This window comes from Pseudomonas sp. LBUM1660 (assembly GCF_059695935.1).
The window spans coordinates 2,676,733-2,690,149 of sequence record NZ_CP166795.1 but is presented as its reverse complement, the minus strand read 5'-3'; the positions used below and the strand labels follow the sequence as shown (position 1 = coordinate 2,690,149).

Annotated in this window: 13 protein-coding genes; 7 read left to right on the top strand and 6 right to left on the bottom strand. The window is 58.2% G+C overall.

Features of this window, described 5'->3' with window-relative positions:
* Positions 1-10 precede the first annotated feature (10 nt).
* A complete protein-coding gene (locus ACA068_RS12695) occupies positions 11-361 on the top strand; it encodes a DUF6152 family protein (RefSeq protein ID WP_497310136.1) in 351 nt (116 codons plus the stop codon).
* Positions 361-873: a DUF6644 family protein gene (locus ACA068_RS12690; protein ID WP_497310135.1), complete on the top strand. Its 513-nt coding sequence runs from the start codon at positions 361-363 to the stop codon at positions 871-873. Before ACA068_RS12695 ends, ACA068_RS12690 begins: the two co-directional genes overlap by 1 nt.
* A gap of 66 nt (positions 874-939) precedes the next feature.
* Here the strand turns inward: ACA068_RS12690 and ACA068_RS12685 are convergent, their stop codons facing one another.
* The 6 genes from ACA068_RS12685 to ACA068_RS12660 form a co-directional block, all read right to left on the bottom strand.
* Positions 940-1,512 (bottom strand): nucleotidyltransferase family protein, encoded by a 573-nt coding sequence (locus tag ACA068_RS12685; protein WP_497310580.1) that lies wholly within the window; start codon positions 1,510-1,512, stop codon positions 940-942.
* Between the two features lie 73 nt (positions 1,513-1,585).
* Positions 1,586-2,032: an NUDIX hydrolase gene (locus ACA068_RS12680; RefSeq protein WP_497310134.1), complete on the bottom strand. Its 447-nt coding sequence runs from the start codon at positions 2,030-2,032 to the stop codon at positions 1,586-1,588.
* A 112-nt stretch (positions 2,033-2,144) separates the two neighbouring features.
* A complete protein-coding gene (locus ACA068_RS12675; RefSeq protein WP_497310133.1) occupies positions 2,145-2,693 on the bottom strand; it encodes a cupin domain-containing protein in 549 nt (182 codons plus the stop codon).
* Positions 2,694-3,111: 418 nt separating this feature from the next.
* Positions 3,112-4,395 carry an NAD(P)/FAD-dependent oxidoreductase gene (locus ACA068_RS12670; RefSeq protein ID WP_497310132.1) on the bottom strand — a complete coding sequence of 428 codons (1,284 nt, stop codon included), beginning with the start codon at positions 4,393-4,395 and terminating at the stop codon, positions 3,112-3,114.
* A gap of 57 nt (positions 4,396-4,452) precedes the next feature.
* Positions 4,453-5,943 carry an aldehyde dehydrogenase gene (locus ACA068_RS12665; RefSeq protein ID WP_497310131.1) on the bottom strand — a complete coding sequence of 497 codons (1,491 nt, stop codon included), beginning with the start codon at positions 5,941-5,943 and terminating at the stop codon, positions 4,453-4,455.
* A gap of 187 nt (positions 5,944-6,130) precedes the next feature.
* Positions 6,131-7,507, bottom strand: a complete 1,377-nt coding sequence (locus ACA068_RS12660; protein WP_497310130.1) for a glutamine synthetase family protein — start codon at positions 7,505-7,507, stop codon at positions 6,131-6,133.
* Between the two features lie 280 nt (positions 7,508-7,787).
* Here ACA068_RS12660 and ACA068_RS12655 point away from each other — a divergent pair, with 280 nt between their 5' ends.
* From ACA068_RS12655 to ACA068_RS12635, 5 genes are all read left to right on the top strand, one after another.
* The gene (locus ACA068_RS12655) at positions 7,788-8,549 is read left to right on the top strand and encodes a gamma-glutamyl-gamma-aminobutyrate hydrolase family protein (protein ID WP_497310129.1); all 762 of its coding nucleotides are present in this window, start codon (positions 7,788-7,790) and stop codon (positions 8,547-8,549) included.
* A 346-nt stretch (positions 8,550-8,895) separates the two neighbouring features.
* Complete coding sequence (gene potA, locus ACA068_RS12650) at positions 8,896-10,038, top strand: polyamine ABC transporter ATP-binding protein (RefSeq protein WP_497310128.1); 1,143 nt, start codon at positions 8,896-8,898, stop codon at positions 10,036-10,038.
* Between the two features lie 29 nt (positions 10,039-10,067).
* A complete protein-coding gene (locus ACA068_RS12645; protein ID WP_497310579.1) occupies positions 10,068-10,949 on the top strand; it encodes an ABC transporter permease subunit in 882 nt (293 codons plus the stop codon).
* Positions 10,946-11,830: an ABC transporter permease subunit gene (locus ACA068_RS12640; protein WP_497310127.1), complete on the top strand. Its 885-nt coding sequence runs from the start codon at positions 10,946-10,948 to the stop codon at positions 11,828-11,830. The genes ACA068_RS12645 and ACA068_RS12640 overlap by 4 nt, the downstream gene beginning before the upstream one ends.
* Before the next feature lie 248 nt (positions 11,831-12,078).
* The gene (locus ACA068_RS12635; protein WP_497310126.1) at positions 12,079-13,176 is read left to right on the top strand and encodes a polyamine ABC transporter substrate-binding protein; all 1,098 of its coding nucleotides are present in this window, start codon (positions 12,079-12,081) and stop codon (positions 13,174-13,176) included.
* Positions 13,177-13,417: the final 241 nt, after the last annotated feature.

The following is a 13,417-nucleotide window of genomic DNA, read 5'->3' as shown; positions in this document are numbered from 1 at the left end:
AGATCGCATCATGAAGCGCTTGCTTGGGGCTCTTGGATTCTCATCGTTACTGGTGGCATCGGCGGTGTTCGCTCATCACGGCTGGAGTGAGTACGACTCGAGCAAAGCCTTGCAGCTGGACGGAACGATCGAGGAGTCCGGTTATTCCCACCCGCACGGGTTCATTCGCCTGAAGACCGACGACAAGACTTGGAGCGTCGTGCTTGCGCCGCCATCGCGCATGGAAAACCGCGGTCTTTCCAGGGAAATGCTGAGTGTCGGCAAGCGGGCTACGGTGGTGGGCTATCAAAATCGCAACAACCCCGATGAACTGCGCGCAGAACGCATCACGGTCGACAACAAAACCACTGAGTTACGCTGATGCAGACAACCAGCACCAGCGGTGGATCGGGTCTGGACGGCTGGCTGGACTATGTGGGTGACTCGCCACTCGGGTCGGCCATGCGAAGCGAGTTATGGCTGTATCCGATCGTCGAGGTGGTTCACATCCTTGGCTTCGTGGTGCTTGTCGGCTCGGTCGTCATGTTCGATCTGCGGGTTCTCGGGCTGTCGAAAGGTCTTCCCGTGACGGCACTGGCTCGCCACCTCCTGAGATGGGGAGTCGCGGCCCTGCTGTTGATCGTCCCGGCGGGGCTGATGATGTTTTCAGCCCATCCGCACGACTTCGCATCCAACGGCGTTTTTATTCTGAAGCTGTGCTTGATCGGTATTGCGGGGCTCAATGCGGCTCTTTTTCATGTTGGTGTGTTCCGTTCAGTAGACCGGTGGAACACCGACACCGCGGCGCCTGGAATAGCAAAAATCCAGGCGATATTTTCGATTATGTTATGGATCAGCGTGGTGCTCTGCGGACGATTGCTGGCCTACACCTGACAGGACAACATGAAAAAAAGTACCAGATCTATGTATCAAATAGATCCGTCACCTTTTAACAAAAAGCTAAATCATGAACCCGTTCGAATGAATCCTGAGCCAAGGCCAGCGTGCCTGATAACTCTTCGCTTTCTGTTCGAATAAATCCGGCTGGGGAGTTTTCGGGTTGATACGAAGAATCCCCTGCTCCGTGTCGGCCAGACCGTTGGGTGCATAGACCTCACCCGTTTCGATATCCAGCCCGATACACGTGCCGGCGATCAGGTAGCGATCAATGCCGTCGGTAGTCGACTGAAGCCGAGGATAAGATCCGCCGAATCGCTGGCTGTACCAAAGGTGGACACGAGCCTGGTTCCTGATTTCGACGCTAACTCCGAGATCCTGAAAGAGGTGCTGAGCCGAGTTGATGACCTCATTCTCGGCCGCCCAGGACAAATCCTCATCGAAATAGAAAACGTCGTAATCCTTGATCCCCCACGCTGGCGGCAGGTTCGACTGATGATTCCAGACGGCCTGAAAAAGGCAGCCGGCCGTGAGCATGCATTGGTTCAAACCCAGTGAAGGCAAGCGCGAGGTGATTTCAGCGTTTACTGGATTGGTCATCGCGATGCTGACCAACTCGTCGGCAGTCAATGTCATTTTCGCTCCTTGAAAGGTAATCGCATCCTTGGCGATCAATACGTTAAACAGCGCCATTTCTAATGACCGAGCATCAGTCCAGCAGTGCGACTTTCTTCAGCAACTCGAATAGCCCAGCAGGAACCAGCGGCGTTTCGCCAGTAATACTGTCGAGCGCCAGCCACTTCGCAACAAAGGCAGCGCCATCGCTTTCTTGAGCATCCAGGTGAGGCAGCTCATAGACGCTGGCATCCACGAATTTCGCATCGTAGACCTGCACGATTTCGTGCCCGGGCGTACCGGCATACGTGAAGATGTTTTCGAGTGTGCCGAGCAGGCGAACATCGGTAACGGATAAACCGAGTTCTTCATCGACTTCACGTAGTACGGCTTGGGCGCTGGTTTCGCCAAACTCGATTCCGCCACCGATTGGGCGCAAGAATGGCTTTCCAGTAACGGGGTCGAGTGCTTCGTTGACCAGTATCTTGCCATCGTGATGGAAGATGCAGAGTGCGAGGGCTCGGATGCGGGGTGTAGTCATGAGGTGAAGTCCATTTGCTTTGATCAAACCCTGAAGCAGGTGCGTCCATTGGGCATGGGTGGTGGCAGCGAACGCAGCCTTCGACAGCGGCTACAGGGTATCCTTTTTGATATCAGAAGTTAGCCGGGGTGTTGGCGCTGATGATTTCCGCCTCATCCGCCCCAATATTCCGAAACCGATGCGGCAGCGTCGTCGGAAAGTAATACCCGTCGCCAGCATTCAGCACACTGATCTGCCCATCAACCGTCAACTCAACCGTCCCCCGCGTAACCAACCCACACTCCTCCCCTTCCGAATGCACAATCGGCTCTTCCCCCGAACTCGCCCCCGGCGCGTACTGCTCGCGCAAAAAGCGCATCTGCCGGCTCGGCACGGGCGCGCCAATCAGCAGCAATCGCAGCCCATGACGGCCAAGATCCGGCTGTTCATTAGCCCGAAACACGTATTGATGCTCGCGCGGCGGTTGGTCGAAGGTGAAGAAGTCCGCCAAAGACATCGGTATGCCTTCGAGCAGTTTTTTGAGGGAGCTGACGGAGGGACTGACGCGATTCTGTTCGATCAGGGAGATGGTGGCATTGGTGACGCCGCTACGCCGGGCCAGCTCGCGCTGGGACATTTTGTAGCTTTCGCGTACTAATTTGAGTCGTGAGCCCGTGTCCATGACAGCCTTATGCGAGAAATACTTAAGGGTTATGGGGGTGGATGGCGGGCGACTTTTGGCCGCGAAAGTACCGCTTCCCTGTCCCGGAAATGTGAAAGGCGGGTATTAAATCACGTTTGTTGGTGTTGCTCAGCAGGTTCGATAACTGGTTAGTGAAAAAGCTGAAGTTGCTCATGCCAGAACGTTTGGCGATGTAGGTTTTGGGGGTGTCAGGTGGCGATGATGGTGGCTGATTTGGCGTCATCGCGAGCGGGCTCACTCCTACAGTTTTGGCCGGGGCGTATGCACATTTTGTGCACGTCATAGATCTCCTGTAGGAGTGAGCCTGCTCGCGATGGCGGTGTGTCTGGCGACGTCGATGTTGACTTTGCCGCCGTCTTCGCCAGCAAGCTTGGCTCCTACAGGGATTGCGTTGGGCTTAGATACCGAACCGATCACGCAGTGCGTAGTACGCGGCGCCCATGGCGGTGAGTGGCGCCTGGAAGGTGCGGCCGCCGAGCATCGGCATGTGCGGGAGCGAGGCGAACGCGTCGAAGCGTTCGGCGTCGCCGCGGATCATTTCCGAGATCAGTTTGCCGGCCAGGTGCGAACAGGTGACGCCGTGTCCGCTGTAGCCTTGCATGTAGTAGGCGTTTTTCTCGATGCGGCCAAATTGCGGCATGCGCGACATGGTCAGCAGGAAGTTGCCGGTCCAGCGGTAGTCGATCTTCACGTCCTTGAGTTGCGGGAAGGTCTTGAGGATTTTCGGCTTGATCAGTTGCTCGATGTCGTCCGGTTCGCGGGCGCCGTAGACCACGCCGCCGCCGTACAGCAGGCGGTTGTCGGCGGTGAGGCGGTAGTAGTCGAGCAAGTAGTTGCAGTCTTCGACGCAGTAGTTGTTTTTGATCAGGCTGCGCGCAACCTTTTCCGACAACGGTTCAGTGACGACGATTTGCGAGCCGCACGGCATGCTTTTGCGCGTGACGCGGTTATCGAGGTCTTGCGGCAGGTAGGCGTTGCCGGCGATCAGCAGGTACTTGGCGCGCACAACGCCTTTGGCGGTGCGCACGGTGATCGGTTCGCCGTAGGTGATTTCCACCGCTGCCGATTGTTCGTAGATCTTACCGCCCAGGCCGATGATGGCCGAGGCTTCGCCGAGGGCCAGGTTCAGCGGGTGGATGTGACCGCCCTGCATGTCGAGCAGGCCGCCGACGTAGTTGTCGCAACCGACTTCGCGCTTGATGTCCGCCGCGTCGAGCATGGTCAGGTTTTTGTTGCCGTAACGCTCCCAGCTGTTTTTCTGTTCGGCCAGGCCTTTGAGCTGCTTTTTGTTCAGCGCGGCGAAGATGCCACCCGGCTTGTAGTCGCACTGGATGTCGTAGTGCTGTATGCGCTGACGGATGATGTCGGCGCCTTCGAAGATCATGCTGCCGAGGACTTCAGCGGTCTTGTCGCCGTAGCGCTCTTCGATGACATCGACGTCGCGGCTGTAGGAGTTGACCAGTTGGCCGCCATTGCGACCGCTGGCACCGAAACCGACTTTGGCGGCTTCGAGTACGGTCACGCTGTAGCCCGCTTCGCAGAGGAATAGGGCCGAGGACAGACCGGTGTAGCCGGCGCCAATGATGCAGACGTCGCAGTCCACTGCTTGTTCCAGGACGGGGAAGTCGCCGGTGAAGTTGCGGGTAGCGGCGTAGTAGCTGTTTACGTGCGTTTGTTTCATAGATTTCTCCGATGGCCACCGGCAGCGTGCCGGCGACCGTCGCTTTTTTTATAGGTATTAGAGCTTGATCCAGGTCGCTTTGAGTTCGGTGTATTTGTCGAACGCGTGCAGCGATTTGTCCCGACCGTTACCCGACTGCTTGTACCCGCCGAACGGCGCGGTCATGTCGCCGCCGTCGTACTGGTTGACCCAGACGCTGCCGGCGCGCAGGCCACGAGCGAAGGTGTGGGCCTTGCTCAGGTTGCTGGTCCACACACCGGCGGCCAGACCGAAGATGCTGTCGTTGGCGATGGCCAAGGCTTCTTCAGCGGTGTCGAAGGTGATCAGCGACAGCACCGGGCCGAAAATTTCTTCGCGGGCGATAGTCATGGCGTTGGTCACGCCGTCGAAAATTGCCGGTTCCACATACAGGCCGCCGGTGCTTTCAAGGGTGCGGCTGCCGCCAGCGATCAGTTGCGCGCCCTGGTCTTTGCCGACCTGGATATAGCGCAACACGTTATCCAGTTGACGCTGGTCGACGACTGCGCCGACGGTGGTTTCCGGATCCAGTGCGTGCCCCGGTTTCCAGGCTTGCAGGGCTTCCACCAGCAGCGGAATGAACTGCTCGCGGATCGAACGTTCCACCAGCAAACGCGAACCGGCGGTGCAGACTTCGCCCTGGTTGAAGGCAATCGCCCCGGCCGCTGCTTGTGCTGCCGCGCGCAAATCTGGCGCGTCGGCAAACACCACGTTTGGACTTTTTCCGCCGGCTTCGAGCCAGACGCGTTTCATGTTGCTTTGCCCGGCATAGATCAGCAATTGCTTGGCAATCGCGGTCGAGCCGGTGAAAGCCAGCACATCGACGTCCATGTGCAACGCCAACGCCTTGCCGACGGTGTGACCGTAACCCGGCAGGACGTTGAACACGCCTTTCGGGATGCCGGCGTCAAGCGCTAGTTGGGCGATGCGAATCGCGGTCAGTGGCGATTTTTCCGACGGTTTGAGGATGAACGAGTTGCCCGCCGCGAGTGCCGGGGCGAACTTCCAGCTGGCCATGATCAACGGGAAGTTCCACGGCACGATGGCGGCGACGACACCCGCAGGTTCGCGGGTGATGAGACCGAGTTGGTCGTGCGGCGTGGCGGCGACTTCATCGTAGATCTTGTCGATGGCTTCGGCGCTCCAGCGGATCGCGTTGGCGGTCGCCGGGATGTCGATGTTCATCGAATCGTTGATTGGTTTGCCCATGTCGAGGGTTTCGAGCAGGGCGAGCTCTTCCTGGTTGGCCAGGATCAGGTCGGCGAAGCGAATCAGGATGCGCTTGCGCTCGGCCGGGGCAAGGTTGGCCCAGATACCGGACTCGAAGGAGCGGCGCGCGACGGCGACGGCGGCATTGGCGTCGGCTTCATCGGTGCTGGCGACGTTGGCCAGGAAACGGCCATCGACCGGGCTCATGCACTCAAAGGTGGCGCCGCTGAGTGCCGAGCAGTACTGGCCGTCGATGAATGCGCGGCCTTCGATAGTGAGGGACTGGAAGCGTTGTTCCCAGTCGCTGCGAGTGTTTGTCATGGTTGTGACTCGACGCAGAGGAATAGTTGATCGTGTTAACTGCTGGCATGAGCGATGAGCAACCTGTGGCGAGGGAGCTTGCTCCCGCTGGGTCGCGAAGCGACCCCTCTTTCTACCTAAAAAGAAGGGGACTGCTGCGCAGTCCAGCGGGAGCAAGCTCCCTCGCCACAGGTTTAGTGTCAGCCCGTTAAACGGTGTGCAAGTACCAGTTGTACTCAAGGTCCGAGATGGAGTTCTCGAACTCGGCCAGCTCGCTTTCCTTGCACGCCACGAATACGTCGATGTACAGCGGGTCGATGTATTTGGCCATGACTTCGCTGTCGTCCAGTTCGCGCAGTGCATCGCGCAGGTTGTTCGGCAGGCTCTGCTCGTTCTGCTCGTAGCTGTTGCCTTCCACCGGGGCGCCCGGTTCGATCTGGTTGGTCAGGCCGTGGTGAATGCCAGCCAGTACAGAAGCCATCAACAGATACGGGTTGGCATCGGCGCCGGCGACGCGGTGTTCGATGCGTACCGAATCCGCGGAACCGGTCGGCACACGCACCGCCACGGTACGGTTGTCGATGCCCCAGCTCGGCGAGTTCGGTACGTAGAACTGCGCACCAAAACGGCGATACGAGTTGACGTTCGGGCACAGGAAGGCCATCTGCGCCGGCAGGGTCTCGAGCACACCGCCGATTGCGTGTCGCAGCGCGGCGTTCTGCTCGGGATCCTCGCTGGCAAAGATGTTGTTGCCTTCTTTGTCGAGAATCGAAATGTGCACGTGCAAACCGTTACCCGCCTGGCCCGGATACGGCTTGGCCATAAACGTGGTGTCCATCTCATGGTCGTAGGCGATGTTCTTCACCAGACGCTTGAGCAACACCGCGTAGTCGCAGGCCTTGATCGGGTCGTTGACGTGATGCAGGTTCACTTCGAACTGCGCCGGGGCGCTTTCCTTGACGATGGCGTCGGCAGGAATGCCCTGCTCTTTCGCGCCTTCGAGGATGTCTTGCAGGCAATCGACGTATTCGTCCAGGTCGTCGATCAAGTACACCTGGGTCGACACCGGACGCTTGCCCGAGACCGGCGAACGCGGCGATTGCGGACGACCGTTCACGTTGTCCTGGTCGATCAGGTAGAACTCCAGTTCGAACGCGGCGCAGATAGTCAGGCCAAGTTCGTCGAACTTGCGCACCACATTGGCCAGCACTTCACGCGGGTCAGCGAAGAACGCCTCGCCTTCCAGTTCGTGCATGGTCATCAGCAACTGCGCGGTTGGACGCTTTTGCCACGGCTCAATGCTCAGAGTGCCGGGGATGGGAAAGCAGATCCGGTCAGAGTCGCCGATGTCCAGACCCAGGCCGGTGCTTTCCACCGTGGAGCCGTTGATGTCCAGAGCAAACAGAGACGCCGGCAGGTTGATGCCTTTTTCGTAAACCTTATGAAGACTGGTGCGTTCGATGCGCTTGCCGCGCACCACACCGTTCATATCCGCAATCAGAAGGTCGACGTACAAAACCTCAGGATATTTCTTAAGGAATGCGTTTGCTTCGTTGAGTTGAACGGTACGCAGAGGGACCGACATGATGCACCTATTAGCTGTTAATTATTATGTTCACTACCTTGTTGCGAGCCCAGTCAACCCGAACGGCAAAGTGAAGTCAATAGCGAACACCTGGCCTTTCCACCTATATTTTCTGGCCTTTTTGGGGGGCTTGAGTGCCAGAACGGTCTTGAGCGCCGTGTAAACCCTCAGGATCGGACGATCGGCGTTTAGAATTTTTTACATGAGAGTTGTTAATTAAAATCAACAAGGCTAAGCTCCGGAAAAGCTCGTTCAAGTGTGAAACTTCGAGGTGATAAAAATGGCATTCAAGCCATTGATCGGCGTTACAGCGTGCGTCAAACAGATTGGCCTGCACCCCTACCACATCAGCGGCGACAAGTATTTGCGTGCTGTCTGCGTTGCGGCTTTGGGGCTGCCTGTGATCATTCCATCCCTAGGCGAATTGACTGAAATCGAGGATGTGCTCGCGCATCTCGACGGTCTGCTGCTGACCGGCTCTCCCTCGAATGTGGAACCCTTCCACTATCAAGGCCCGGCCAGTGCCCCCGGCACGGATCACGATCCGGCGCGGGACGCCACCACCCTTCCTTTATTGCGTGCAGCCATTGCGGCGGGCGTGCCGGTGCTCGGCATCTGCCGCGGTTTTCAGGAAATGAACGTGGCGTTCGGCGGCAGCCTGCACCAGAAGGTGCACGAACTGCCGGGCATGCTCGATCACCGGGAAGCGGACAGCCCCGAGCTGGCGGTGCAATACGCCCCGGCGCATGCGGTGACGGTGCAACCGGGTGGCGTGTTCGAAGCGCTGGAGTTGCCGACCGAGTTCATGGTCAATTCGATTCACAGCCAGGGCATCGACCGCCTCGCGCCAGGCCTGCGCGCCGAAGCGATTGCGCCGGACGGTTTGATCGAGGCGATTTCGGTGAAGCACAGCCAGGCGTTTGCCGTCGGTGTGCAATGGCACCCGGAATGGCAGGTCCTGTCGAACCCGCCCTACTTGAGCATTTTCCAAGCGTTCGGTGATGCGTGCCGGCGACGGGCCGCGTTGCGTAAAACCCGCTGAGTCAAAACCCGTTTACTGCCCCCGCGAGTCAGGCGGGCGTGTCTTTGCGCGCCCGTGACTTGCGACAACAACACACTGCGATAACAACAAGTACCACCAGGCAGCCAGGACGGCGGCGCCGAATAAGCCCGAGCGGTATGGATCAGGCGAGCGCAATCCTTGTAGGAGCGAGGCTTGCCCGCGAAGGCGGTGTATCAGGTAACGATGATGTCGACTGACACTCCGTCTTCGCGGGCAAGCCTCGCTCTTACAGGGTTCGCGCTTCGACTGAAACTATCCGGGCTTGCAATCAACTATTAAGTCAGGCCGCGTTGGCCCGACGACTGAAACCTGTTGGGAGTTTCACATGGCAAACGCCTCCAGCATCTACAGGAAGGCTCTTGAAGGTCACCAGACACCAAAAAAGGTGCTGGTGAAAGTCGACCGCGTCACCAAGAAGTTCGACGAAACCACCGCAGTGGATGATGTCTCGCTTGAGATCCATCAAGGTGAAATCTTCGCCCTGCTCGGTGGTTCCGGCTCCGGCAAATCGACCCTGCTGCGCATGCTCGCAGGTTTCGAGCGCCCGACCGATGGCCGGATTTTCCTCGACGGTGTCGACATCACCGACATGCCGCCGTATGAACGGCCGATCAACATGATGTTCCAGTCATACGCCTTGTTCCCGCACATGACAGTGGCGCAGAACATTGCCTTCGGCCTCAAGCAGGACCGTTTGCCCGCCAGCGAAATCGACGCCCGCGTTGAAGAGATGCTGCGCCTGGTGCACATGACCCAGTACGCCAAACGCAAACCCCATCAATTGTCCGGTGGCCAGCGTCAGCGCGTGGCCCTCGCCCGCTCCCTGGCCAAACGTCCGAAGCTGTTGTTGCTCGATGAACCGATGGGCGCACTGGATAAAAAGCTGCGTTCGCAGATGCAACTCGAGCTGGTGGAAATCATCGAGCGGGTCGGCGTGACCTGCGTGATGGTGACCCACGACCAGGAAGAGGCCATGACCATGGCCGAGCGCATCGCGATCATGCACCTGGGCTGGATCGCGCAGATCGGCAGCCCGGTCGACATTTATGAAGCACCGGTCAGCCGCATGGTCTGCGAGTTCATCGGCAACGTGAACGCCTTCGAAGGCACGGTGGTGGAAGACCTTGAAGGTCACGCGATCATTCACAGCCCAGACCTGGAACAGAAGATTTACGTCGGTCACGGCGTCAGCACCTCGGTGCAGGACAAGTCGATCACCTACGCGATCCGCCCGGAAAAAATGCTGGTCAGCACCCTCAAGCCGGACACTCGCTACAACTGGTCCCAAGGCAAGGTGCATGACATCGCCTACCTCGGCGGTCACTCGGTGTTCTACGTGGAGTTGCCTGGCGGCAAAGTCGTGCAATCGTTCATGGCCAACGCCGAACGCCGTGGCGCGCGACCGACCTGGGACGACCAAGTCTACGTGTGGTGGGAAGACGACAGCGGCGTGGTACTGCGCTCATGAAAACACTCAATCAGCAGTTCATGCGGCTGATGCCGAGTGGTCGAAAGCTCGTCATCGGGATTCCTTTCCTGTGGCTGTGCCTGTTTTTCCTGTTGCCGTTCTTCCTGGTGATGAAGATCAGCTTCTCGGAAGCGGCGCTGGCCATTCCTCCTTACTCCGAGATCTACACATTCGCCGAGCAGAAATTCCAGCTGCTGCTGAACATCGGCAACTACTCGCTGCTGACTCAGGATGAGCTGTACATCTCGGCCTACTTCGGCTCGTTGAAGGTCGCGTTTTTAAGTACGTTGATGTGCCTGGTGATCGGTTTTCCGATGGCCTACGCCATCACCAAGGCCAGCAAGGAAACGCAAAACGTTTTGCTGTTGCTGATCATGATGCCGACCTGGACCGCGATCCTGATCCGCGTCTACGCGTGGATGGGCATCCTCAGCAACAACGGTTTGCTCAACGGGTTTTTGATGTGGACCGGGCTGACGGATCACCCGATCGAGATCCTCAACACCAACACAGCTGTTTATATCGGTGTGGTTTACGCCTACTTGCCGTTCATGGTGCTGCCGCTGTACGCCAACCTGGTCAAGCACGATCAAAGCCTGTTGGAAGCGGCGTCTGACCTGGGCTCAAGCAACTTCAACAACTTCTGGAAAATCACCGTGCCGCTGGCCAAGAACGGCATCATTGCCGGCTGCATGCTGGTGTTCATTCCGGTGGTCGGTGAGTTCGTGATTCCGGAGCTGTTGGGCGGCCCTGAGACACTGATGATCGGTCGCGTGCTGTGGCAAGAGTTCTTCAATAACCGCGACTGGCCAGTGGCATCTGCCCTGGCGGTAGTGATGCTGTTGATCCTGATTGTGCCGATTCTGCTGTTCAACCGCAGCCAGGCCAAAGAGATGGAGGCACGGGGATGAAACGTTTCGGATTTTCAAAGTTCATGCTGATTTTCGGCCTGTCGTTTATCTACCTGCCGATGTTGATTCTGGTGATCTACTCGTTCAACGCTTCCAAACTGGTCACTGTCTGGGGTGGCTGGTCGTTCAAGTGGTACGCCGGCCTGCTCGACAACACGCAACTGATGGGCTCGGTGGGGCGCTCGCTGGAAATCGCCTGCTACACGGCGATTGCGGCGGTGGCGTTGGGAACGTTGGCGGCATTCGTACTGACTCGCGTGACGCGCTTCAAGGGTCGCACCTTGTTTGGCGGTCTGGTAACCGCGCCGTTGGTGATGCCGGAAGTCATCACCGGTCTGTCGCTGTTGCTGCTGTTCGTGGCGATGGCGCAGTTGATCGGCTGGCCGATGGAGCGCGGCATCGTCACCATCTGGATCGCCCACACCACGTTCTGTGCGGCGTATGTCGCGGTGGTGGTCTCGGCGCGTTTGCGTGAGCTGGATTTGTCCATCGAAGAAGCGGCGATGGACCTTGGGGCGAAGCCGTTCAAGGTGTTTTTCCTGATCACCATTCCGATGATCGCGCCGTCACTGGCGGCCGGCGGCATGATGTCGTTTGCCCTGTCGCTGGATGACCTGGTGCTGGCGAGCTTCGTGTCCGGACCGGGTTCGACGACGTTGCCGATGGAAGTGTTTTCGGCGGTGCGTCTGGGGGTGAAGCCTGAGATTAACGCCGTGGCCAGTCTGATTTTGTTGGCCGTATCGATCGTGACCTTCATGGTCTGGTACTTCAGCCGCCGCGCCGAAGCCTCCCGCAAACGTGCGATCCAGGAAGCGATGGACCAGACCGCGAGCGAATCGTGGCAGCAACCTGAAAAGCGAATGGTGGAAGCCACGGCGTAATGCCGTTGTTGATGAGGTAACTGAACTTCATCCTGTGGCGAGCGAGCTTGCTCGCGCTGGGCTGCGAAGCGGCCCCAAGATTTCTGGCAACCCTGCCAATTTGTGAGTGCTGCGCACTCAAGCGGGAGCAAGCTCCCTCGCCACAGGTTTTGCGTGTACTCCATAGGTTTTGTATTTGCTGCACTGGTTTTATGTTCACTGCATGTTTGCTGTGTGTTTTTGAATAAAAAGAGAATGGAGTTGTACCGATGAAAATGTTTGGCAGGACTCTGCTGACACTGTCCTTATTGGGCGCGATTGCCACCGTTGCCCAGGCCAATGACAAGGTTCTGCGCGTCTATAACTGGTCGGATTACATCGCCCCGGACACGGTCAAGAAGTTCGAAGACGAGACCGGCATCCGCGTGACCTACGATGTGTTCGACAGCAATGAAACCCTCGAAGCCCGCCTGCTCGCCGGAAAATCCGGCTACGACATCGTGGTGCCGTCCAACAGTTTCCTGGCCAAGCAGATCAAGGCCGGGGTCTATCAGGAACTGGACAAGTCGAAGCTTTCGAACTGGAAAAACCTCAATCCTGTGCTGCTGAAAAACGCTTCCGCCAGCGACCCGGACAACGGCCACGCGTTCCCGTACATGTGGGGCTCGATCGGCATTGGCTTCAACCCGGCCAAGGTCAAGGAAGTGCTCGGCGCCAATGCACCGACCAATTCCTGGGACTTGCTGTTCAAACCGGAAAATGCGGAAAAGCTGAAAGCTTGCGGCATCAGCTTCCTCGACTCGCCTACCGAGATGATCCCGGCGGCCCTGCACTACCTGGGTTACCCGGTGAACTCGCAGGACAAGGCTCAGATCGCCGAAGCCGAAGCACTGTTCATGAAGATTCGGCCGTCGGTGGCGTATTTCCATTCGTCGAAATACATCTCCGACCTGGCTAACGGCAACATCTGCGTCGCGGTCGGTTACTCCGGCGACGTGCTGCAAGCCAAGGCGCGTGCCCAGGAAGCGGGCGATAAAGTGAAGATCGATTACAGCATTCCGAAAGAAGGGGCCGGCAGTTTCTACGACATGGTCGCGATCCCGAAGGACGCGGCGAACGTGGAAAACGCCTACCTGTTCATGAACTTCCTGATGCGCCCGGACATCATCGCCGAGATCACCAATAACATCGGCTACAGCAACGCCAATGCGGCGGCCACGTCGTTGGTGGATGAGGCGATCCGGGATGATCCGGGGTCGTATCCGCCGCAAGCGGTGATGGCTACGCTGTATGCGATTCCGGATATGCCGATCGGCGTTCAGCGCGTCATGACCCGGGGCTGGACGCGGGTGAAACTCGGGAAATAATTGCGCGCGCGTCTGTAGGAGCGAGGCTTGCCCGCGAAAGCAGTGTTCCAGTCACCAACAATGTTGAATGTGACGGCCTCTTCGCGGGCAAGCCTCGCTCCTACAGGGACACAGCATTGACCCAAAATATGGGGTGATCTCTCGATTTCCGTTCACGCAGCGCCTTACCACCGCTGCACTCCTCTCTGACGAACGGCCTCACCTGGCTTCCTCGGTTAAGGTGAATTTAGGCGCCCTCCTC